The organism is Streptomyces sp. NBC_00539 (genome assembly GCF_036346105.1).
GTDB lineage: Bacteria > Actinomycetota > Actinomycetes > Streptomycetales > Streptomycetaceae > Streptomyces.
On sequence record NZ_CP107811.1, the window covers coordinates 3,777,289 to 3,799,498 of the forward strand.

At 71.9% G+C, this 22,210-nt stretch carries 21 protein-coding genes and 1 tRNA gene; 11 read left to right on the forward strand and 11 right to left on the reverse strand.

What is annotated here, in order from left to right:
* Positions 1 to 8: 8 nt before the first annotated feature.
* Complete coding sequence (locus OG861_RS16940) at positions 9 to 1,826, reverse strand: S9 family peptidase (RefSeq protein WP_329196350.1); 1,818 nt, start codon at positions 1,824 to 1,826, stop codon at positions 9 to 11.
* Positions 1,827 to 1,983: 157 nt separating this feature from the next.
* On the opposite strand from OG861_RS16940, the gene codA reads away from it, so the two are divergent.
* Entirely contained in the window at positions 1,984 to 3,285 is a 1,302-nt protein-coding gene (codA, locus tag OG861_RS16945; RefSeq protein ID WP_329196349.1) for a cytosine deaminase, read from the forward strand.
* A 52-nt stretch (positions 3,286 to 3,337) separates the two neighbouring features.
* On the opposite strand, the gene OG861_RS16950 is transcribed toward codA, so the two are convergent.
* The 4 genes from OG861_RS16950 to OG861_RS16965 form a co-directional block, all read right to left on the reverse strand.
* Entirely contained in the window at positions 3,338 to 4,000 is a 663-nt protein-coding gene (locus OG861_RS16950; RefSeq protein ID WP_329196347.1) for a TetR/AcrR family transcriptional regulator, read from the reverse strand.
* Between the two features lie 112 nt (positions 4,001 to 4,112).
* Positions 4,113 to 5,624, reverse strand: coding sequence for a SulP family inorganic anion transporter (locus OG861_RS16955; RefSeq protein ID WP_329375160.1), 1,512 nt, complete (start codon positions 5,622 to 5,624; stop codon positions 4,113 to 4,115).
* A 194-nt stretch (positions 5,625 to 5,818) separates the two neighbouring features.
* Positions 5,819 to 5,892: transfer RNA gene (locus tag OG861_RS16960), tRNA-Pro, on the reverse strand.
* Between the two features lie 101 nt (positions 5,893 to 5,993).
* Positions 5,994 to 6,938, reverse strand: coding sequence for a metallophosphoesterase (locus OG861_RS16965; RefSeq protein WP_329196343.1), 945 nt, complete (start codon positions 6,936 to 6,938; stop codon positions 5,994 to 5,996).
* Between the two features lie 79 nt (positions 6,939 to 7,017).
* Here OG861_RS16965 and OG861_RS16970 point away from each other — a divergent pair, with 79 nt between their 5' ends.
* Positions 7,018 to 7,479, forward strand: coding sequence for a GatB/YqeY domain-containing protein (locus OG861_RS16970; protein WP_329196341.1), 462 nt, complete (start codon positions 7,018 to 7,020; stop codon positions 7,477 to 7,479).
* Positions 7,480 to 7,571: 92 nt separating this feature from the next.
* Here the strand turns inward: OG861_RS16970 and OG861_RS16975 are convergent, their stop codons facing one another.
* Complete coding sequence (locus OG861_RS16975) at positions 7,572 to 9,875, reverse strand: transglycosylase domain-containing protein (protein WP_329196339.1); 2,304 nt, start codon at positions 9,873 to 9,875, stop codon at positions 7,572 to 7,574.
* Positions 9,876 to 10,271: 396 nt separating this feature from the next.
* Here OG861_RS16975 and OG861_RS16980 point away from each other — a divergent pair, with 396 nt between their 5' ends.
* Positions 10,272 to 10,622 carry a WhiB family transcriptional regulator gene (locus OG861_RS16980; protein ID WP_329196337.1) on the forward strand — a complete coding sequence of 117 codons (351 nt, stop codon included), beginning with the start codon at positions 10,272 to 10,274 and terminating at the stop codon, positions 10,620 to 10,622.
* Positions 10,623 to 10,715: 93 nt separating this feature from the next.
* Here OG861_RS16980 and OG861_RS16985 read toward each other — a convergent pair whose 3' ends face one another.
* The gene (locus OG861_RS16985; protein ID WP_329202297.1) at positions 10,716 to 12,014 is read right to left on the reverse strand and encodes an ArsA family ATPase; all 1,299 of its coding nucleotides are present in this window, start codon (positions 12,012 to 12,014) and stop codon (positions 10,716 to 10,718) included.
* Between the two features lie 38 nt (positions 12,015 to 12,052).
* Complete coding sequence (locus tag OG861_RS16990) at positions 12,053 to 13,036, reverse strand: ArsA-related P-loop ATPase (protein ID WP_329196335.1); 984 nt, start codon at positions 13,034 to 13,036, stop codon at positions 12,053 to 12,055.
* A 212-nt stretch (positions 13,037 to 13,248) separates the two neighbouring features.
* On the opposite strand from OG861_RS16990, the gene OG861_RS16995 reads away from it, so the two are divergent.
* The 5 genes from OG861_RS16995 to OG861_RS17015 all read left to right on the forward strand — a co-directional run bounded on the left by OG861_RS16995 (position 13,249) and on the right by OG861_RS17015 (position 16,163).
* Positions 13,249 to 13,413 (forward strand): DUF4177 domain-containing protein, encoded by a 165-nt coding sequence (locus OG861_RS16995; protein ID WP_136216794.1) that lies wholly within the window; start codon positions 13,249 to 13,251, stop codon positions 13,411 to 13,413.
* A complete protein-coding gene (locus OG861_RS17000) occupies positions 13,410 to 13,883 on the forward strand; it encodes a RidA family protein (RefSeq protein WP_329196332.1) in 474 nt (157 codons plus the stop codon). The genes OG861_RS16995 and OG861_RS17000 overlap by 4 nt, the downstream gene beginning before the upstream one ends.
* A 224-nt stretch (positions 13,884 to 14,107) precedes the next feature.
* Positions 14,108 to 15,037, forward strand: a complete 930-nt coding sequence (locus tag OG861_RS17005) for an NUDIX hydrolase (protein ID WP_329196331.1) — start codon at positions 14,108 to 14,110, stop codon at positions 15,035 to 15,037.
* Positions 15,034 to 15,879, forward strand: coding sequence for an MBL fold metallo-hydrolase (locus OG861_RS17010; RefSeq protein WP_329196329.1), 846 nt, complete (start codon positions 15,034 to 15,036; stop codon positions 15,877 to 15,879). The genes OG861_RS17005 and OG861_RS17010 overlap by 4 nt, the downstream gene beginning before the upstream one ends.
* Positions 15,876 to 16,163, forward strand: a complete 288-nt coding sequence (locus OG861_RS17015; protein WP_329196327.1) for a hypothetical protein — start codon at positions 15,876 to 15,878, stop codon at positions 16,161 to 16,163. The genes OG861_RS17010 and OG861_RS17015 overlap by 4 nt, the downstream gene beginning before the upstream one ends.
* A gap of 249 nt (positions 16,164 to 16,412) precedes the next feature.
* Here the strand turns inward: OG861_RS17015 and OG861_RS17020 are convergent, their stop codons facing one another.
* A complete protein-coding gene (locus tag OG861_RS17020; RefSeq protein ID WP_003981529.1) occupies positions 16,413 to 17,087 on the reverse strand; it encodes a Crp/Fnr family transcriptional regulator in 675 nt (224 codons plus the stop codon).
* Between the two features lie 211 nt (positions 17,088 to 17,298).
* Between OG861_RS17020 and nth the strand changes: the two genes are divergently transcribed.
* The 3 genes from nth (at position 17,299) to OG861_RS17035 (ending at position 20,429) form a co-directional block, all read left to right on the forward strand.
* Complete coding sequence (gene nth, locus OG861_RS17025; RefSeq protein WP_329196325.1) at positions 17,299 to 18,339, forward strand: endonuclease III; 1,041 nt, start codon at positions 17,299 to 17,301, stop codon at positions 18,337 to 18,339.
* 115 nt (positions 18,340 to 18,454) lie between these two features.
* Complete coding sequence (locus tag OG861_RS17030; protein ID WP_443056548.1) at positions 18,455 to 19,213, forward strand: NUDIX hydrolase; 759 nt, start codon at positions 18,455 to 18,457, stop codon at positions 19,211 to 19,213.
* Positions 19,214 to 19,226: 13 nt separating this feature from the next.
* Positions 19,227 to 20,429, forward strand: coding sequence for a MarP family serine protease (locus OG861_RS17035; protein WP_329196321.1), 1,203 nt, complete (start codon positions 19,227 to 19,229; stop codon positions 20,427 to 20,429).
* Between the two features lie 348 nt (positions 20,430 to 20,777).
* Here the strand turns inward: OG861_RS17035 and OG861_RS17040 are convergent, their stop codons facing one another.
* Positions 20,778 to 21,737: an alpha/beta fold hydrolase gene (locus OG861_RS17040; RefSeq protein ID WP_330261764.1), complete on the reverse strand. Its 960-nt coding sequence runs from the start codon at positions 21,735 to 21,737 to the stop codon at positions 20,778 to 20,780.
* Complete coding sequence (locus OG861_RS17045; RefSeq protein WP_329196317.1) at positions 21,734 to 22,192, reverse strand: phage holin family protein; 459 nt, start codon at positions 22,190 to 22,192, stop codon at positions 21,734 to 21,736. The genes OG861_RS17040 and OG861_RS17045 overlap by 4 nt, the downstream gene beginning before the upstream one ends.
* Between the last annotated feature and the right edge of the window lie 18 nt (positions 22,193 to 22,210).

Below are 22,210 nucleotides of genomic sequence, written 5' to 3' on the forward strand. Positions count from 1 at the left end.
GTGCCGGGTCAGGCGGGAAGGTGCTTGAGGGCGAACTCCAGATCCATCCGGACCTGCTTGATCCGCTCCTCCACCACGAGCGATCCGTGCCCCGCGTCGTACCGGTACACCTCGTGCACCGCTCCGCGCGCCGCGAGCCGCTCCACGTAATTGTCGATCTGCCGGATCGGGCAGCGCGGGTCGTTCACGCCCGCCGCGATGTGGACCGGAGCCTTCACCGCGTCCACGTACGTCAGCGGCGAGGACGCCTCGAACCGCTCCGGGACCTCCTCGGGAGTCCCGCCGAAGAGGGTGCGGTCCAGGGACTTCAGCGCCTCCATCTCGTCGTGGTACGCCGTCACGTAGTCCGCGACCGGCACGGCGGCCAGGCCCACCGCCCAGGCGTCGGGCTGCGTGCCCAGGCCCAGCAACGTCAGGTACCCGCCCCAGGAGCCGCCCGACAGGACGAGCCGCTGCGGGTCGGCGAGACCGCTGCCGACGGCCCACTCGCGGACCGCCGCGATGTCCTCCAGCTCGATCAGGCCGACGCGGTGCTTGAGGGCGTCGGTCCACTCCCGCCCGTACCCGGTCGAACCGCGGTAGTTGACGCGGACGACCGCGAAGCCGTGGTCCAGCCAGGCCGCCGGGGTCGCGGCGAAGGCGTCGCTGTCGTGCCAGGTGGGCCCGCCGTGGATCTCGAAGACCGTCGGGAAGGGGCCTTCGCCGTGGCCGACGGGCCGCTGCGCCAGCGCGTGGACGCGCCCGCCCGGGCCCTGGACCCACACGTCCTCCACCGGGACCGAACCCGGGGGCCGGAAGCCGGGCGCATCGAGCACGACCCCGCCCGCCGTGGACCGGATCGCGGACGGTTCGGCGGCCGAGGACCACTGGTACTCGACCGTGCCGTCGGGCCGGGCGCTCGCGCCGGAGACGGTGCCCGGCGGGGTGTCGACCTTGACGAGCTCGCGCGCGGCCAGGTCGTAGCGCCAGAGTTCGCTGCGCGCCTCGAAGCCGTGCTCGATCAGCAGCGCGGTGCCGTCCGGGTACCACTCGGCGCTGACGTCGCCCGGCAGATCGACCGCCAGGTCCTGCTCGGACCCGGTGGCCACGTCCCAGATCATCGGCTCCCAGCGGCCGCGCCGCTGGTGCCCGACGAGCAGCCGGGTGTCTCCCGCGACCGGCGCGAAGCCGAGCACCTCCAGGCCGAGCTCCACCGTCCCGTCCCGGGAGTCGTCGAGCTCGGCGACGGTGCTCCCGTCGAGGGTGACCACGCGCAGCGCCGAGTGCATGGCGTCGCCGTGCTCGGTGTGCTCGATCGCGATCAGGGTCCCGTCCCGGGAAAGGTCCCCGACGCCCGCCGACTCCCGGTGGCGGTAGATGACGGCCGGGGCGCTGCCGTCGGGCCGTACGACGTGGATGGTCGTGCCGTCCTCGTCGGTGGAGCGGCCCACGACCGCCGTGCCGTCCCGGCCGATGGCCAGCCCGGCCGGGTAGGAGGGCGCGAGGCCCGGGGTCGCCGGTTCGTCGGGTCCGCCCGCGAAGGGCTGGCGCACCCAGGTGCCGAACTCGTCGCCGTCGGTGTCGGAGAACCACCAGATCCACTCGCCGTCGGGGGAGAGGGTGCCGTCGGTGGTGCCGTTGGGGCGGTCCGTGGCCTGCCGCTGGGCGCCGGTGGCGCGGTCCCACGCGTACAGCTCGTACGTTCCGGTCGCGTTGGAGACGAAGAGCGAGCGGTCCGGGGCGTCCTCGGCCCATTCGGGCAGCCCGACGCGCGGGGCCCGGAAGCGCTTCTCCCAGTCGGGCATCTCGGGGGACGGTGCGGAGGTCACATCGGTGTCGCTGGTCATGGCCCCACCTTGCCGTACCGGGCGCCGGTGTGCCGAGTACGCCGAACGGGCGGCCGCCGAGGGCGGCGGACCCGGGCGTGCGGCCGGTCGCCGCGAAACGCGGCGCATGCGGCCCGGGGCCCGGGCACGGCACGGCCGCCGGCCCTACGCTGACCGCATGCGGATGATCGTCCGGGGTGCCCGGCTGCTGCACGCACACGGCCTGTCCGATGTGGAGGTGTCCGAGGACGGGCGCATCGCGCGCGTCGTCCCGTACGACGACCAGAAGGAACCACCGGCGACCGGTGTGCTGATCGAGGCGCACGGCGCGCTGCTCACGCCGCCCTTCGTCGAACCGCACATCCACCTCGACACCGCCCTGACCGCGGGCGAGCCCCGCCCCAACGCGTCCGGCACCCTCTGGGAGGGCATCGCCTGCTGGAGCGAGCGCAAGAAGACGCTGACCCGCGAGGACGTGATCGCCCGGGCCACGCAGGTGCTGCGCTGGCAGGCCGCCCAGGGGGTGCTGCACGTACGGACCCACTGCGACACCACCGATCCGGCGCTGACCGCGCTGGATGCGCTGCTGGAGGTCCGCGACCGGGTGCGGGACGTGATGACCCTCCAGATCGTGGCCTTCCCGCAGGAGGGCATCGTCTCCTTCCCGGACGGCGGGGCGCTGCTGCGCGAGGCGGTCCGGCGCGGGGCGGACGTCGTCGGCGCGATCCCGCACTTCGAGGACACCCGCGAGGACGGGGTGGCCTCGCTGGGAACCGCCTTCGCGCTGGCCGAGGAGCACGGGCTGCGCGTCGACGCGCACTGCGACGAGATCGACGACGAGCAGTCCCGCTTCGTGGAGGTACTGGCCACGCTCGCGCTGCGGTCGGGCCTGCGGGAGCGGGCGACGGCCTCCCACACGACGGCGATGGGTTCCTATGGCGGCGGGTACAGCTTCAAACTCCGACGGCTGCTGGCGCGTTCGGGCATCAACCTGGTCGCGAACCCGTTCGCCAACCTCAACCTCCAGGGCCGCTTCGACGCCTACCCCAAGCGGCGGGGCCTCACCCAGGTCAAGGAGATGCTGGCGGCGGGCGTGAACGTGGCCTTCGGCCATGACGACGTGATGGACCCGTGGAACGCGCTCGGGACCGCGAACCCGCTGCAGACCGCCCTGGTCGGCCTGTACGCCGCCCAGCTGACCGGCGCCGACGAGATCCCGGTGGCCTTCTCGATGGTGACGGACCGTGCGGCGCGGGTGCTCGGCCTGTCCGGCACGGAGTACGGCATCGCACCGGGCGCGCCGGCCTCGTTCCTGCTGCTGCCGGCCGACTCCCCCGAGGAGGCCGTCCGCCGCCAGGTCCGCCCCCGCTACGTCGTCTCGCGCGGCACCGTCCTCGCCGAAACCCCGCCCGCGCCGACGCGCCTGCTGTCCTGGCCGGGTGAAGCCGGCCCGACGGAAGTGGACTTCACCCGGAAGTAGCCCGGCCGGCCGGGCAGTCGGCCGCCGGGCCGGGGCGGGTCCCGCGGGCCGCTCAGATCCCCCTCTCGATCATGGCGATCACGTCCTGGCCGGCGTCGTGCGCCTGCTCCGGGGTCACCCCGCGCAGCGGTCCGTCGATGACCAGGACCGCCAGCCCGTGCACCGCCGACCAGGCGAGGAACTCCGCCCCGGGCCGGCGCTCGGGCGGCAGGACGCCCGTCTCCACGAGGGCGTCCAGCGCGGCTCCGAGCAGCTCGAACGGGGTGAGCCCGCCGGCCCCGGCGGCCGTGGCGTCGGTGGCGTAGGTCATGTCGGCCGGGACGTGGAAGGCCGTACGGAACCAGCCCGGCTCCTCGACGGCGAAGCGGATGTACCCCGTCCCCACGGCGCGGAAGCGGGCCCGCGCGCGTGCGACGGGGTCCCCGGTCGGTGCGAGGCCGGCGATCTCGGCCTCCATGGCGAGGGCCACCCGCGCCATGGCCGCCTGCGAGACCCCGTGCACCAGCGCCCCGCGGTCGGCGAAGTGCCGGTAGGCGGCGTTGGGCGAAACCCCGGCGCGCCGGGTCACCTCGCGCAACGACACGGCGTCCGGCCCGCCTTCCCGCGCCAGTTCCAGCGCGGTGTCGAGCAGGGCGTTGCGCAGGTTCCCGTGCCGGTAGGTACTGCGTTTCGGCGACGGTTCCGGCGGCGGTGGTCCGGTGTCCGGTGGAGCCATGTGGATCTCCGATCCCTAGATGTGGACACCGTCTACTTTATAGCGCCGGCCGGCGCGCGAGCCGTGGCGACCGTCGACTGCTCCGCTCACGGCCGGCGCAGGGGTGTGCGGCTCACGCCGACAGCCGGCCGCTGAGCGTCCCGTGCAGCCGGGCGCTGCGCTCGTTCAGGCCGACGATCTCCACGTCCTTGCCGCGCTGGCGGTACTTGGCCTCTATGGCGTCGAGGGCGGCGACGGACGAGGCGTCCCAGATGTGGGCGGACGACAGGTCGATGACGACCCGTTGCGGGTCCCCGGCGTAGTCGAACCGGCCGACGAGGTCGTTGGAGGAGGCGAAGAAGAGCTCGCCGGCCACGCGGTAGACGACCTCCCCGCCACCCGGGTCCGTCACGGAGGTGACGGTGGCCAGGTGCGCGACGCGCTTGGCGAAGATGACCATCGCGGTGACCGACCCGGCGACGACGCCGACGGCGAGGTTGTGGGTGACGACCACGCAGACGACGGTGAGCACCATGACGGTGATCTCGCCCGCCGGCATCCGCCTGAGCGTCCCCGGGGCCACCGAGTGCCAGTCGAAGGTCGCGAAGCAGACCATCACCATGACGGCGACCAGCGCGGCCATCGGAATGCGCGAAACGACGGGCCCGCACACGATGCACAGGACCATCAGGAAGACGCCCGCGAGGAAGGTCGACAACCGGGTACGGGCGCCGGACACCTTCACGTTGATCATCGTCTGGCCGATCATCGCGCAGCCGCCCATACCGCCGAAGAAGCCGGTGACGATGTTCGCGACGCCCTGGCCGACGGACTCGCGCGTCTTGTCGGAGCGGGTGTCGGTGATCTCGTCGACCAGCTTCGCCGTCATCAGCGACTCCATCAGCCCGACCACCGCCATGGCGAGGGCGTACGGGGCGACGAGGACCAGGGTGTCGAGGGTGAAGGGCACGTCCGGCAGGCCCGGCACGGGCAGGGAGGAGGGCAGCGCGCCCTTGTCCCCGACGGTGGGCACCGCGATGCCTGCGGCGACGGTGATCGCCGTGAGGATCGCGATGGACACCAGCGGGGCCGGGACCACCCTGCTGATCTTCGGGAAGAACACCATCAGGGCGAGCCCGCCGGCGACCAGCGGATACACCGCCCACGGCACGTCCCGCAGCTGGGGGACCTGGGCCATGAAGACGAGGATGGCGAGGGAGTTGACGAAGCCGACCATCACCGAACGGGGAACGAACCGGATCAGCTTCGCCACCCCGAGCGCGCCCAGCACGATCTGGAAGACGCCGGCCAGGATCACCGCGGCGACCAGGTAGCCGAAGCCGTGCTCGCGGTTGAGCGGTGCGATCACGAGCGCGACGGCTCCCGTCGCCGCGGAGATCATCGCCGGCCGCCCGCCGACGATCGAGATCACCACCGCCATGGTGAACGAGGCGAACAAACCGATGGCCGGGTCGACCCCGGCGATGATCGAGAAGGAGATGGCCTCGGGGACCAGCGCCAGCGCGACCACCAGGCCGCCGAGCACCTCGGTCCGCAGCACCTTCGGCGACGACAGCCATGCCGGTCGCACGGGACGGAACGGGCCGCGCGGGCGCGAGGGCACGCGGGCGGGTGAGGAAGACAAGACGGCACTGACCTCGGGCTCGGGCACGCACCGACCCGCGGCCGGGCGCGCGGGGAAGACACGCGTGAACGGAGTCGCCCGGATTCCGGTGAGGAGCCGGCCGGGGCGCCCCCGATGCATCCCGAGCGGTCTCCGCAGACGCAGGAAGGGCTTGATCCGCGATGCGGATCAAGCCCTTTTCTGATCTTGCGAAGTCGGGGTGGCGGGATTTGAACCCACGACCTCTTCGTCCCGAACGAAGCGCGCTGCCAAGCTGCGCTACACCCCGATCGTCACCCGTGCAGCGTGTGCTGTCCTGGCGACATCGATTACTTTAGCGGACCCTCGGCCGGAGACGAAATCCGGTTTTCGCGGGGCGCTCGCGAGCCGTCAGGCCGGGCCTGCCGGGGTCAGGGTCAAGAGGGTGGCCTCAGGGGGGCAGGCGAAGCGGACCGGGGTGAAGCGGTTCGTGCCGCAGCCGGCCGAGACGTGGAGGTACGCGCGGTTGCCGTTCGCCGTGTGCGTGGAGAGGCCCTTGACCCGGTCGGTGTCCAGGTCGCAGTTGGTCACCAGCGCCCCGTAGAACGGGACGCACAACTGCCCGCCGTGCGTGTGGCCGGCCAGGATCAGCGGGTAGCGGTCGGCGGTGAACGCTTCCAGGACGCGCAGGTACGGGGCGTGGACCACCGCCATGGAGAAGTCGGCGTCCGCATCCGGTCCGCCCGCGACCCTCTCGTAGCGGTCCCGCTTGATGTGCGGGTCGTCCAGGCCGGTGAAGGCGATCTCCAGACCGTCCAGCTTCATCCGTGCCCGCGTGTTGGTCAGGTTCAGCCAGCCGGCCGCGTCGAAGGCGTCCCGCATCTCTTCCCACGGGTTGTGCACGGCGCCGACGACCGGCTTGTTGCCGTTCAGCCCGTGCCGGCCCTGCGCCTTCTCGATCAGGTAGCGGCCGGGATTGCGCAGCCGGGGCCCGTAGTAGTCGTTCGAGCCGAAGACGTAGGCGCCGGGGAAGGACATCAGCGGCCCGAGGGCGTCCAGCACCTCCGGCACGCCCTCCGTGTCCGAGAGGTTGTCGCCCGTGTTCACCACGAAGTCCGGGCGCAGCCCCGCGAGCGACTGGAGCCAGGCGCGCTTCTTGCGCTGGCCGCTCACCATGTGGATGTCCGACACCTGCAGTATCCGCAGGGGCCGCATGCCGGCGGGCAGGACGGGAACCGTCACCCGGCGCAGCCGGAACGACCGGGCCTCGAATCCGGCGGCATAGGCCACACCCGCGGCCCCCACCGCCGCGATACCGGCGGTGACCTTCAGAGGTACTCCGTAACGCGCACGCATGACCCCATCGTCGCACCCCGCGTCACCCCCGCGGAAAACCGGCGGGCGCGGGCGCCGCCGCACCTGGCAGACTCGGGGCATGACCACGCTCAAGGCCAAGCTCCAGGAAGACCTCACCGCTGCCATCAAGGCGCGCGACGAGCTCAGCTCGTCCACGCTGCGACTGACCCTCGCCGCCATCACCAAGGAGGAGGTCGCGGGCAAGGAAGCGCGCGTGCTCTCCGACGACGAAGTCCTCAAGGTGATCGCCAAGGAGGCGAAGAAGCGCCGTGAGGCCGCGGAGGCGTTCGGCCAGGGCGGTCGCGCCGAGTCGGCCGCGCGGGAGCTCGCGGAGGGTGAGTTCCTCGACAAGTACCTGCCCAAGCAGCTGACGGACGAGGAGCTCGGCGAGATCGTCGCGCAGGCCGTCGCCGAGGCGAAGGCCGCCGGTGCCGAGGGGCCGCGGGCCATGGGCGCCGTCATGAAGATCGTGAACCCGAAGGTCGCCGGGCTGGCGGAGGGCGGCCGCGTCGCCGCCGTCGTCAAGCAGCAGCTCTCGTAAGCACCGCCCGTACGAAAGGGGAGGCCCCCGCCGGATCCGGCGGGGGCCTCCCCTTTCGTACGCGGGCTACTGGGACGTCTTTCGTGCACGGGCTACTGGACGTCGCCGCCGATCGTGCCCGGCGGCAGGGGGATCTCGGGGAAGGGATCGACGGGGACGCCGCCGCCGGTGGTTCCGGCGATCGTCGTCCCGCCCGGATCGCCGTCACCCGGCTTGCCGTCCCGCCCGGGCTTGCCGGGCTTGCCCGGCTTGGCCGGCTTGGCCGGGGTGGGGTTGCCCGGCTGCGTCGGCGGCCGGTTGCCGCGTGCGCCGCCGGACGGGGTGGAGGAGTCCCCGACGAACACCGTCGAGAAGGGCAGGTTCTCCCGGCCCGCCAGCGCGCCCGTCACCGCCTGCTTCCAGATCGGGCCGGGCAGCCCGCCACCGTAGACCTTGTCGTAGAACTCGCCGCCGATGGTGATGTTCTCCATCGACACCTGCTTGAGGCCCGCGGAGCCGACCCACGTCGCACCGGCCATGTTCGGGGTGTACCCGACGAACCAGGCGTTGTAGCGGTTCTCCGTGGTACCCGTCTTGCCCGCGCTCTGCCGGTCGGTCAGACCCGCCTGGGCGCCGGTACCGGAGTCGACCACGCCGAGCAGCAGGGTATTGATGGTGTCGGCCGTCTTCTCCGACATCACCCGCTCGCACTGCGACTTCGGGACGGCCAGCGCCTTGCCGTGCGCGTCGGTGATCGACTCTATGGCGACCGGCGTGCAGCGCACGCCCCGGTTGGCGAAGGTCGCGTACGCGTTGGCCATGGTCAGCGGGGACATGCCCTGCGTACCGAGCGCGATGGCGGGGACCTCCGGCAGCTTGGCGCCGTCGGCCGGGATGACGCCGAGCTTGGTGGTCATCTCGGTGACCGGGCACAGCCCGATGTCGCTGATCATCTCGACGAAGTAGGTGTTGACCGACTTGGCCATCGCCTCCCTCATCCCGTACGGCCCGTTCTCGGACTCGGACTCGTTCTCCACCCGGTCCTTGGGCTTGCTGTCGTTGACCCACAGCTTGTCGCCGCAGGTCTGCACGCCGCTCGGGTACTCCATGTCGTGCGGGGAGGCGTACACCTTGGTCGCCGGCACGCCCTGCTCGATGGCCGCGGCCGCGACGAACGGCTTGAAGGTCGAGCCGGTCGGGAAGCCGAAGTTCGATCCGCCCATCCGCTTGTCGACGGAGTAGTTGATCTGCGTCTCGTTCTTGCCGAAGCCGTACGGCCTGGACTGGCCCATCCCGAGGACGCGCCCGGTGCCGGGCTGCACGAGGGTGACGGCCGTCGCGACCTTGTCGTCCTGGTGGACGTGGTCCTTGATGGACTCGTTGACCGAGTCCTGCGACTGCGGGTCGAGCGTCGTGCGGACCGTCAGGCCGCCCTGGTTCCAGAGCTTGGCGCGCTCCTCGCGCGTCTTGCCGAACACCGGGTCGGTCAGGAACGTGTTGCGCACGTAGTCACAGAAGAAGCCGGCGCCCTTGACGGCGGTGATGCAGCCGTTCTTGGGCCGGGTCACCTTGAGCGTGACGGGCTTCTGCTTCGCCTCCTCGGCTTCCGCCTGGGAGATGTCCTTCATGTCGGCCATCCGCTGGAGGACGACGTTGCGGCGCTTCATCGCCTCCTGCGAGTCGTTGACCGGGTCGTAGCGGGTCGGCGACTGCACCACGCCGGCCAGCAGCGCGGACTCCTCCAGCGTCAGGTCCTTGGCCGGCTTGCTGAAGTAGCGCTGGGAGGCGGATTCGATTCCGTACGCCTGCTGCCCGAAGTAGGTGATGTTGAGGTAGTTCTCGAGGATCTTCTTCTTCCCGAGCTCCTCCTCGACCTGGATCGAGTACTTCAGCTCGCGGATCTTTCGCCCGAGGCTCTTCTCCTGCGCCTCGCGCACCTTCGACTCGTCGTCACCGGCTTCCTCGACGAAGACGTTCTTCACGTACTGCTGCGTGAGCGTGGAAGCGCCCTGCGCCGCGCCGCCTTCCTGCGCGTTGCGGTTGACCGCGCGGAGGATGCCCTTGAGGTCGACCGCGCCGTGTTCGTAGAAACGCGAGTCCTCGATGGCGACGATCGCCTTCTGCATGTACGGGGAGATGGCCGTCAACGGCACGACCTGGCGGTCGCGCGAATAGACCGTGGCGATCAAGCCACCCTCCGCGTCCAGGATCGTGGTGCGCTGGCTCAACGGAGGCGTCTTGAGATTGGCCGGGATCTCGTCGAATCCCTCGACCGTCCCCTTGGCCGCGAGGCCCAGGGCGCCGGCGCCCGGGATCGCGATGCCGGCCAGTACGACTCCGGAGAGAACCGACACCCCGAGGAACTTGGCGGCCTGTTGCGGCCCCGTGAGCCCGCCGCCCGAGCGCTTCTTTCCCATGGAGGGCAGCCTACGTTCTCATTCGCCGGACACGCGCGAATGCCTTGGCCTAAGCTGGCCCCAACTGTCACAGCAGCGCGGCGCGACATCAACCCCTCGGCTTGATTTTCACCCTTGCCGAATGCGGTGGACTGATGTCCGAATCCCGCCGTTCACTCGGACGGCACCCGGCGGTGATTCTCCGATTTCATCCGAATCGCCGGAATGGCCGGGCATGTCGTCCGATCACTCCGTCGGGTGATCTGCCGCTTACCCATAGTCCGTTCGGACCATTCAAGATTGGGCCCGTCGGGGGTGTTGCGCTGTGCTCGCCTTCCGTAACGTCCTCAACTGGCAGCGGTGAATATGCCGCTACCGCCGTGGGGGAGCCTCGATTCGGGAGAGGACGGCGCCGGGATGGGCTGGGTTACCGACTGGAGTGCGCAGGCAGCCTGCCGCACTACCGATCCGGATGAACTGTTTGTTCAAGGAGCGGCACAGAACAGGGCCAAGGCGGTGTGCACCGGGTGTCCGGTGCGGACCGAGTGTCTGGCCGACGCGCTCGACAACCGTGTCGAGTTCGGAGTATGGGGCGGAATGACCGAGCGGGAGCGTCGCGCGTTGCTGCGCCGGCGTCCCACCGTCACCTCGTGGCGACGGCTGCTCGAAACCGCCCGCACGGAGTACGAACGCAGTACGGGCATCCTCACCATGGATGTCGACGCGGCGATCGACGTTCCGTACGAGACGTACGCGGCAGCCGGGTAAACCCCGCCCGCACCGTACGCTGTAGCCGGGTCAACCGCCCGCGCCTACACGGCAGCCGGGCGACCCGCCCGCGACCCGTCCTCGTACGAACGCCTACGCTCCGGCCGGAACCCCGGTCGCGAGCCGCTCTCCGATGGCCCGTAGCCCGGCGAGGTCGTGCACATCGCCGGGCAGGGCGGCCACTTCGGCCACCGCCACCTCAGGGTGCAACGAGGTGAAGCGGTCCCGCGTGCGTCGTTCGCGCGCGATCACCTGCATCCGCTCGGCATGCAGGCGCAGCAGTCCCGCGGTGATCTCGTCCACACCGGCGTCGTCCACGTCGGCGCTGGGGGAGCCGGTGTCGGAGGTGCCTGTGTCGGTGGTGCCCTTCTCGGGCGTGCCGGTCTCGGTGGTGCCGGTGTCCGCGTCCGAGTCACGAAGTCCAGCTTTCCCGGACTCCTGATCGACAATGCCGGCGTCCTCAAGATTCTCTGCGGCGGCCAACGCCCGCTCCGCGGAGAGCTGTCCGGCGTCACTGCCGTGGACCCGGTTCAGTACCAGGCCGGCCAGCGGCATCCGTTCCGCCGCCAGCCGCTCCACGAAGTACGCCGCCTCGCGCAGGGCGTCCGGCTCGGGCGCGGCGACCACGAGGAAGGCCGTACCGGGGGCCTGGAGCAGCCGGAAGGTCGCGTCCGCCCGGGTACGGAAGCCGCCGAACATGGTGTCCATCGCGGCCACGAAGGTCTGCACGTCCTTGAGCAGCGACGCGCCCATCAGCTTGCTCAGCGTCCCCGTCATCAGCGACATGCCGACGTTGAGGAACTTCATCCCGGCCCGCCCGCCGACCTTCGCCGGAGCCATCAGCACCCGGATGAACTTCCCGTCCAGGAAGGACCCCAGACGCTTCGGCGCGTCGAGGAAGTCCAGCGCGGACCGGCTCGGCGGGGTGTCGACCACGATCAGGTCCCAGTCGTCCCGCGCCCGCAGCTGACCAAGCTTCTCCATCGCCATGTACTCCTGCGTGCCCGCGAAGCCGGCCGACAGGGACTGGTAGAAGGGGTTCGCCAGGATGGCCCGGGCCCGTTCGCCCTCCGCGTGCGCCTCGACGATCTCGTCGAAGGTGCGCTTCATGTCGAGCATCATGGCGTGCAGTTCGCCGCCGTCCCCGGACACGCCCGCGACCTTGCGCGGCGTGTTGTCCAGCGAGGCGATCCCCATCGACTGGGCCAGCCGGCGCGCCGGATCGATGGTCAGCACGACCACCTTCCGCCCGCGCTCCGCCGCCCGTACGCCGAGTGCGGCAGCGGTGGTGGTCTTGCCGACGCCGCCCGAACCGCAGCACACGATGATCCGGGTCTTCGGGTCGTCCAGCAGCGCGTCGACCGCCAGCACGGGCGGAGTGTCCAGGCCCATCTCGTCGTCCACCGGCTTCTCGCTCGTCGTCGGCCCGCTCATTCGTCGCCCGCCTGCTTGCGCAGTTCCGTCGCGAGCTCGTACAGCCCGGCCAGGTCCATGCCCGTGCCGAGCAGGGGGAGCTCGTACGTCGGCACGTCCAGCCCCTCCAGCACCGTCCGTTGCTCCCGCTCCAGCCTCACCCGGCCCGTGTGTTCCGCGGCCTGCGCCAGCAGCGGGTCCACCAGCCGCTCGGCCAGGCCGCCACGGCGCGAGCCGCCCAGACCCGCGCGGGACAGGGCCTTGGCCACATCGGCGCGCCGCTCGCCGGCGGCGGCGCCCAGGGCCTCCTCGTCCAGATGGTGCGGGCGGACCATGTTGACGACGACCCGGCCCACGGGCAGCCCCGCGGCCTCCAGTTCGGCGATCCCGTCCGCCGTCTCCTGGACGGGCATCTCCTCCAGCAGCGTGACCAGGTGCACGGCCGTCTCCGGGGACTTGAGCACCTTCATGACGGCCTGCGCCTGGTTGTGGATCGGCCCGAACCGGGCCAGACCCGCCACCTCGTCGTTGACGTTCAGGAAGCGGGTGATCCGCCCCGTCGGCGGGGCGTCCATGACCACGTGGTCGTAGACGTACCGCCCGGTCTTGTCCTTGCGCCGCACCGCCTCGCAGGCCTTGCCCGTCAGCAGGACGTCGCGCAGGCCGGGCGCGATGGTCGTCGCGAAGTCGATCGCGCCGAGCTTCTTGAGGGCGCGGCCGGCCGAGCCCAGCTTGTAGAACATCTGGAGGTAGTCCAGCAGCGCCCGTTCGGCGTCGATCGCGAGCGCGTACACCTCACCGCCGCCGCCCGGCGCGACGGCGATCTTCCGCTCCTCGTACGGGAGCGCCTCCGCCCCGAAGAGCTGTGCGATGCCCTGTCTGCCCTCGACCTCCACCAACAGAGTCCGTCTGCCCTCGCGTGCGAGGGCGAGCGCGAGTGCGGCGGCGACCGTGGTCTTGCCGGTGCCGCCCTTGCCGCTGACCACCTGGAGCCTGCTCACAGCGTCCGAGCCTAACGAGTCGGCCGGACGGTTCGTGTTGCGGGCCGCCTCCCGGGTCGTTTCCCGGTCACGTCGCGGGTCGCTTCCGGGTCACGCTCAGGTCGCTTACGGACCGCTCCCGGGTCGCGTGCGAGGTCGCGGGCGGGGCGTCGTGCGGACCGCCCGACGAGGCCGGGCAGGGGGCCCGGGCCACAGGCACTACCCTCGCTCCCATGACCAAGAAGTTCGAATACGCGACGGTCCCGCTGCTGGTCCACGCCACCAAGCAGATCCTGGACACCTGGGGCGAGGACGGCTGGGAGCTCGTCCAGGTCGTGCCCGGGCCGAACAACCCCGAGCAGCTCGTGGCCTACATGAAGCGGGAGAAGGCCGCATGAGCGGGACGGCCGAGGCGAAGCTGGCCGAGCTCGGCCTGACCCTGCCGGAGGTCGTGCCGCCGCTGGCCACGTACCAGCCGGCCGTGCGGTCGGGCGTGTACGTGTTCACCGCCGGCCAGCTCCCGATGGTCAAGGGCAGCCTGCCGGTCACCGGCAAGGTCGGCGCGGAGGTCTCGGCGGAGCAGGCCAAGGAGCTGGCGGCGACCTGCGCGCTGAACGCCCTGGCTGCCGTCAAGTCGCTGATCGGTGACCTCGACAAGATCGCGCGTGTCGTGAAGGTCGTTGGCTTCGTGGCCTCGGCCCCCGACTTCACCGGGCAGCCGGGCGTGCTGAACGGTGCGAGCGAGCTGCTGGGCGCGGTGCTCGGCGACAAGGGCGTCCACGCCCGCAGTGCGGTCGGCGTGGCGGTCCTCCCCCTGGACGCCCCGGTCGAGGTCGAGATCCAGGTCGAACTCGCCCCCGGGGCCTGACCCCGAGCCGCTCCGGCCGAGGCCGGAGCGGCGGCTCCCGGCCCCTTGCGCGCTCCGGCGTCGGGACCGGCCCCCACGCGCTCCGGCCCCCGGCCGGGCCGGGGGCCCGTACCGGCCCGGCGCCGGCCCGGGACCTGCGGACCGGCGTGCGCGCGGCGGTTGGCGGGCCGGGGCCGGCCGGGGTGGGCCTCGAACATCGGGACGGATGGCCGTAGCATCCCGCCATGCCCAACGGTGAGCAGGGACAGCAGCAGCCGCATCCGCACGGGGCCACGCCCGCCGGGGGCCAGTGGTACCCGCCGGAGTGGCCCGACCGCATCCGCGCGCTCGCGGACGGCACCCTCACCCCCGTCGAGCCCAGACGCGCCGCCACGGTGATGCTGCTGCGGGACACCGACGAGGGCCCCGCCGTGCACATGCTGCGCCGCCGCACCTCCATGGCCTTCGCCGGTGGCGCCTACGCCTACCCCGGCGGCGGGGTCGACCCCCGCGACGAGGACCACCTCGTCGGCTGGGCGGGACCGAGCCTCGCCCACTGGTCGGACCGGCTCGGCACGGATCCCCGTACCGCCCAGGCCATCGTCTGCGGAGCCGTCCGCGAGACCTTCGAGGAAGCCGGCGTCCTGCTCGCCGGCGAGGCCCCCGACACCGTTGTCGGCGACACCACCGGCGAGGACTGGGAGGCCGACCGGCTGGCCCTCGTGGGGCGGGAGCTGTCGTTCGCCGAGTTCCTCGGCCGCCGCGGCCTCGTGCTGCGCTCGGACCTGCTCGGGGCCTGGGCCCGCTGGATCACCCCCGCCTTCGAGCCCCGCCGCTACGACACCTGGTTCTTCGTCGCCGCCCTCCCCGAGGGCCAGCGCACCCGCAACGCTTCCACCGAAGCCGACCGGACCGTGTGGATCCGCCCAGCCGAGGCGGCCGCCGGCTACGACAAGGGCGAGCTGCTGATGATGCCGCCCACCATCTCCACGCTGCGGTCCCTGGAGCCGTACGAGAGCGCCGCCCAGGCCCTGGCCGGTGCCGCGGGCCAGGACCTGACCCCGGTCCTCGCGCAGGCCGCCCTGGAGGGCGGGGATGTGGTGCTCAGCTGGCCGGGGCACGATGAGTTCACCAAGCGCGTCCGCCTCGGACGCCCCGGAGGTGCCACCGCATGACCGACGCCGCAAGCCTGCCGGGCCAGCCCCGCGGAGTGGTCTCCTCCGGGCCCGCCACCGCCCGCGCGGTCAACGTCCTGGCCCCCAATGCCTCCGCCATGACCCTGGACGGCACCAACACCTGGCTCGTCTCGGAGCCGGACTCGGACCTGGCCGTCGTCATCGACCCGGGCCCGCTGGACGAGGGGCACTTGCAGGCGGTCATCCGTACCGCCGAGGAGGCCGGCAAGCGGGTCGCACTGACCCTGCTGACGCACGGCCACCCCGACCACGCGGGGGGCGCCGGCCGCTTCGCCGAGCTCACCGGCACCAAGGTGCGTGCCCTCGACCCGGCGCTGCGCCTGGGCGACGAGGGCCTCTCGGCGGGCCAGGGCATCCGGGTGGGCGGCCTGGAGCTGCGCGTCGTGGCGACGCCCGGCCACACCTCCGACTCCCTCTCCTTCCACCTGCCCGCCGACCGGGCCGTCCTGACCGGCGACACCATCCTCGGGCGCGGCACGACCGTCGTCGCACACCCCGACGGCCGGCTCGGCGACTACCTGGACTCCCTGCGCCGCCTGCGTTCGCTCACGGTCGACGACGGGGTCCACACGGTGCTTCCGGGCCACGGGCCGGTCCTGGACGACGCGCAGGGTGCCGTCGAGTTCTACCTGGCCCACCGCGCGCACCGCCTCGCGCAGGTGGAGACCGCTGTGGAGAACGGTTTCCTCACTCCGGAGGCGGTCGTGGCGTACGTGTACGCCGATGTCGACCGGTCGCTCTGGCCGATCGCGGAATGGTCCGTTCGGGCGCAGCTGGAGTACCTTCAAGATCACGGACTGATCCCAGGGGAGCCCGAATGACCGTCTTGTACCTGCTGCTCGCGCTGATCGCGACGGCGGCGTGGGTCACCTCGACGGTGGCCCTGCGGATGAAGGCCCTGGAACGCCGGGCGGACGGCCTGGAGCGCCGCCTGGGCCTGGTGCTGGAGCACTTCGGCATCGAGGAGCCGGAGCCGGCGGGGATGGACGAGGTACGGGCGCTGGCCCGCGACGGCCGCACGGTCGAGGCCATCCGCGCCCACCGCCGCGCCACCGGCTCCGGCCTGCTGGAGGCCAAGCAGGCGGTCGAGGCACTCACCGACTAGGCGGAGCGGCCACCGACCAAACGGGCCCCACCGACCGGGCGCGCACCCACCGCCCAGGCGGAGCGGTCGCGGACCATGGCGGCCCACCCACCCCCCCACCGGCCGGGCCACCCACCGACCGGCCGTGATGGCGGGCCGCGCCGCCCGCGGCGCGGCGAAACGGCCACGCGTGCCCCCGGGCAACGGCAGAAGGGCCCCGCCCCTCGGGGCAGGACCCTTCCGCTACCGGCCCGTGCGTGCCGCCGCGCGTCAGCGCGAGCGCTTCGCCAGCCGCTCCACGTCCAGCAGGATCACCGCACGCGCCTCCAGCCGCAGCCAGCCGCGCCCGGCGAAGTCGGCCAGCGCCTTGTTCACCGTCTCGCGGGAGGCGCCGACGAGCTGCGCCAGCTCCTCCTGCGTGAGGTCGTGCACGACGTGGATGCCCTCCTCCGACTGCACGCCGAAGCGGCGCGACAGGTCCAGGAGGGCCCGGGCCACACGGCCCGGAACGTCGGAGAAGACCAGGTCGGACATCTGGTCGTTGGTCTTGCGCAGGCGCCGCGCCACGGCGCGCAGCAGCGCCGTCGCCACCTCGGGCCGGGCGTTCAGCCAGGGCTGGAGGTCGCCGTGGCCGAGGCCCAGCAGCTTGACCTCGGTCAGCGCGGTCGCGGTGGCGGTGCGCGGGCCCGGGTCGAACAGCGACAGCTCGCCGATCAGCTCGCCGGGGCCGAGGACGGCCAGCATGTTCTCGCGGCCGTCGGGGGAGGTGCGGTGCAGCTTGACCTTGCCCTCGGTGACGACGTACAGCCGGTCACCGGGGTCGCCCTCGTGGAACAGGGCGTCACCGCGTGCGAGGGTCACCTCGCCCATGGAGGCGCGGAGCTCCGCGGCCTGCTCGTCATCGAGCGCCGCGAACAGCGGGGCGCGCCGCAGAACGTCGTCCACGAGTCTCTCTCCTATGTCGACCAGCTCAAGGGGACCGCTCCCCATTTTGCCGGACGGCTGAAACAGTGCGATCAATCACAAGGATGCCGGACGTACGGGTGTGCTGGGTGGCCGGAGCCCCATCAGGGTGGTGTTACCTGAGGTCCGGACGGCTGTCGGCGGTCGGCCTTAGGCTGGCCGGGTGTCCAATAAGCCGGTGAGAGCACAGGCCATGGGGTCCGCAGGAGTGACGGCGGCCCAGAATTCAGCCGTGGGCGAACAAGCCCCCGGAGCGTCGCCCTCGGAGGTTCCTCCGAGTCCCCAGGGCAAAGGTTCGACCAAGAAACAAGCGTCCGGGCGGGCCGCGAAGCAGGCGTCCGCTCCGGCCCCGAAGCAAGCGTCCGGGCGGGCCGCGAAGCAGACGGCCGGCCCGGCCCCGAAGCAGGCGTCCGGTCCGGCCCCTGAGCGGGCGTCCGGGGGGCCCGCCAAGCGGCCCAAGCCGGAATCCCGCCTCGCGATGATCCGCAGGGCCCGCCGGATCAACCGGGAGCTGGCCGAGGTGTACCCGTACGCGCATCCGGAACTGGATTTCCGCAACCCGTTCGAGCTCCTGGTCGCCACCGTCCTCTCCGCGCAGACCACCGACCTGCGCGTGAACCAGACGACCCCGGCCCTGTTCGCCGCCTACCCGAGCCCCGAGGCCATGGCCGCGGCCGCCCCGGAGGATCTGGAGGAGCTGATCCGGCCGACCGGGTTCTTCCGGGCCAAGTCGCGCTCCCTCCTCGGGCTCTCGCAAGCGCTGTGCGAGAAGTTCGGCGGAGAGGTGCCGGGCCGGATAGAAGACCTGGTGACCCTGCCCGGCGTGGGCCGCAAGACGGCCAACGTGGTCCTCGGCAACGCCTTCGGCGTCCCGGGGATCACCGTCGACACGCACTTCGGCCGGCTGGTGCGCCGCTTCAAGTGGACCGAGCAGGAGGACCCGGAGAAGGTCGAGGAAGAGATCTGCGCGATCTTCCCCAAGAGCGAGTGGACGATGCTCTCGCACCGCGTCGTCTTCCACGGCCGCCGGATCTGCCATGCCCGCAAGCCCGCTTGCGGCGCTTGCCCGATCGCCCCGCTCTGCCCGTCGTACGGCGAGGGCGAGACCGATCCCGAGAAGGCGCGGATGCTGCTCAAGTACGAGAAGGGCGGCCAGCCCGGCCAGCGGCTGAGCCCGCCGCCGGACTATCCGGGGCTGCCCGCACCACCGCTGGGCGGCGCCCCGGCGCCCTGAGAGCGGAACGCGGCGCCGCGAGGCGGCCCGCAGAGGAACGAAACCGGCGCCGGGCCACGTTGAGCGGGTGTCGCCGTCGCCGGGGTGGACACGGATCCAGGGAGCAGGGGTGCCTATGACGCGGGGTACGAGGGACGAGAGCATGACGGGCGCGCCGGTGGGCGGGTCGGAGGCCCCGGGTGATGAGTCGTACGTCGGCCCCCGCGGCGGCGTGACCCTGAGCACCCGGGGGCTTCCCGCCTGGCTGGGCCCGGTGGTGGAGGCCGCGCGCACGGTGCGGCCCCACCAGCTGAGCCGGTTCCTGCCCCCCGAGGACGGGCGGGGCCGCCAGTCCGCCGTGCTGATCCTCTTCGGTGAAGGCCCGCGCGGCCCGGAGCTGCTGCTCCAGGAACGGGCGGGGAGCCTGCGTTCCCACGCGGGCCAGCCCTCCTTCCCGGGCGGCGCCCTCGACCCCGAGGACGGCGATCCGCACACCACGGGCCCGCTGCGCGCCGCCCTGCGGGAGGCCCAGGAGGAGACCGGCCTCGATCCCGCCGGGGTCCAGCTCTTCGGGGCGCTGCCCCGCCTCTACATCCCGGTCAGCGAGTTCGTCGTGACCCCGGTGCTCGGGTGGTGGCGGGTCCCGACCCCGGTCGGCGCCGTGGACCCGGCGGAGACGGCCCGGGTCTTCACGGTGCCGGTGGCGGATCTCGCGGACCCGGCGCACCGTGTGACGGCCGTGCACCCGAGCGGTCATCTGGGCCCCGCTTTCACCGTCGAATCGGCTCTGGTCTGGGGTTTCACCGCCGGGGTGATCGACCGGTTGCTCCACTTCGCGGGGTGGGAGCGGGAGTGGGACCGCTCACGTGAGGTCACGATCGACTGGCGCGCATGAGACGGTGGCCCACGTGAACGTGCTGGACATCCTGTTGCTGGTCGCCGCCGTGTGGTTCGCGATCGTCGGCTACCGCCAGGGCTTCGTCGTCGGCATCCTGTCGGTGATCGGCTTCCTGGGCGGTGGTCTCATCGCCGTGTCCCTGCTGCCTTTGATCTGGGACCAGGTCACGGACAACGGCACCCAGGTGTCCACCACCGTCGTGGTGATCGCCGTCGTCGTGATCATCATCTGTGCCTCGATCGGCCAGGCCCTCACCACCCATCTGGGCAGCAGGCTCAGACGCCACATCACCTGGTCCCCGGCCCGCGCGATCGACGCGACGGGCGGGGCGCTGGTGAACGTGGTCGCGATGCTGCTGGTCGCGTGGCTGATCGGTTCCGCGCTCGCCGGGACCTCACTGCCCACCCTGGGCAAGGAGGTCCGCAACTCCAAGGTGCTGCTCGGCGTGTCGCGGGTGATGCCGGCGCAGGCGAACACCTGGTTCTCGGATTTCAGTGCGACCCTGGCGCAAAACGGTTTCCCCCAGGTGTTCAGCCCGTTCTCCAACGAGCCGATCACCGAGGTGCGGTCGCCCGATCCGGCGCTCGCCCGCAGCGGCGTCGCCGACCTCGCCAAGCGGTCGATCGTGAAGGTCGTGGGAACCGCGCCCAGTTGCAGCAAGGTGCTGGAGGGCACGGGCTTCGTCTTCGCGCCCGGCAAGGTCATGACCAACGCGCACGTCGTCGGCGGGGTCGCCGAGCCGACCGTGCAGGTGGGCGGCGAGGGCAAGCTCTACGACGGCAAGGTGGTGCTCTACGACTGGGAGCGTGACATCGCCGTCCTGGACGTGCCCAAGCTGAGGGCGCCCGCGCTGGAGTTCACCGACAAGGACGCGGTGAGCGGCAGCGATGCGATCGTGGCCGGCTTCCCGGAAAACGGTGCATACGACATCCGCTCGGCGCGCGTACGCGGCCGGATCAACGCCAACGGTCCGGACATCTACCACCGCGGCACGGTCCGACGGGACGTGTACTCCCTGTTCGCGACGGTCCGCCAGGGCAACTCCGGCGGTCCGCTCCTGACGCCCGACGGCAAGGTGTACGGGGTCGTCTTCGCCAAGTCCCTCGACGACCCCGACACCGGCTACGCCCTGACGGCGGACGAGATCCGCGACGACATCCGCAGCGGGAAGGCCGCCCAGCAACGGGTCGACAGCCAGGGCTGCGCGCTCTGAGCCGCGGCCCGGGCCGGGATTCCCGGGAGCGCCCTACATCCGCGGATGGCGCAGCCGGGCCGATACCCAGCGGGCCCGGCGGCGCAGGATGCGCGGAATCCCGAGTCGAGGGTCGTGGCCTTCGCGGCTTTCCCTCTCGTGGGTGCCCGGCGCGGCGGCCGAGCGGCGTTCGTGTGCGGTGTCACCGTAGTCGTGCGTCCAGCCCATACTCCGAGCTGTGCCCGGGCCCCAAGGTCGGTAATCCCGTACGGGGCGGCCAATTGGCCTATGCGCCGGGCAATTGAACGACCGTCATACGAGCGTATGGGGGATGGTCCGAGGAGTCCGCCGAACGGCCGTCCGCCCGGTTCAGCGGTCCGGCTCGGGGTCCTTGAGCCAGTTCACCAGCTCCGCCGAGAAGGCCGCGGGGTCCTCCTCGTGCGGGAAGTGCCCCAGCCCGTCGAACAGCCGCCAGCGGTAAGGGGCTTCGACGTACTCGCCGGAACCGGCAGCGCTGCGCGTACGCATCACCGGATCGAGCGAGCCGTGCAGGTGCAGCGTCGGCACCCGCATCGGCCGCTTCATGCGCCGGTTGAACTGGAGCCCGTCGGGCCGGGCCATCGAACGCATCATCCAGCGGTACGGCTCGATCGAGCAGTGCGCGGTGGACGGGATGCACATCGCGCGCCGATACACCTCGACGTCGGCGTCCTCGGGCGGCACCGGACCGGACCACTCCCGGATCAGCCGGCCCACGAGCGCCCCGTCGTCGGCGACGAGCTGCCGTTCGGGGAGGAACGGCCGCTGGAACCCCCAGATGTGCGAACTCGCCCGGGTCTGGCCGAAGTCCGCGAGCATCGCCGCGCGCCAGCGGCGCGGGTGCGGCATGGAGGAGACCACCAGCCGGCGGACCAGCTTCGGCCGCATCACGGCCGCCGTCCAGGCGAGGTAACCGCCCAGGTCGTGTCCGACGAGGGCGGCGTCCGGCTCACCGAGGGACCGGATGACGCCGGTGATGTCGAGCGCCAGGTTCGCCGGGTCGTAGCCGCGCGGCGTGCGGTCGCTGCCGCCCACCCCGCGCAGGTCCATCGCGACGGCGCGGTATCCGGAGTCGGCGAGGGCGGTCAGCTGGTGCCGCCAGGTCCACCAGAACTGCGGGAAGCCGTGCAGCAGCAGCACCAACGGCCCGTCACCGAGCTCGGCCACGTGGAACCGCGCGCCGTTGGCGGCGACGTCCCGGTGCGTCACCTCTTTCCCGCCGGGGATGTCGAGCCGTACCGCCGAGGCGGCCGTGGGCGGGGTGCCGGAAGCCGGCGAGGGCGCTGTCATGAGGACGAGCGTGCCACACCCACAGCCTTGTCACTGACCGGGCGCGGGTGCGGCTTGACGGTCCCGACGACCGCCGCCGTCTGCTTGATGGAGGCGATGGACTTCTCCGGGGGCTTGACCTTCTTGAACTTCGAGACGGCCAGCAGCGCCGCCACTCCGGCGAGCAGCAGGAACGCGCCACCGACGATGAGGAAGGACCAGGCGAGCCCCAGCCCGAGGTTGTGGATCCCGTACGCCGCGGCGAAGCTCAGCACCGGCAGGGAGAACAGTGCGAACACCCCTGCGGTGGAGATCGCGGCCCCGCCGATGCCCGCGCGCTTGACGTCCTGGCGCAGCTCCGCCTTCGCGAGGGCGATCTCGTCGTGCACCAGGGCGGACATCTCGGCGGTCGCCGAGGCGACCAGCTGGCCGAGTGTGCGCTCGGCTCCTTCCACCCCTTGGTCCAACGCGCTCATCGCTCTCTCCCTACGTCG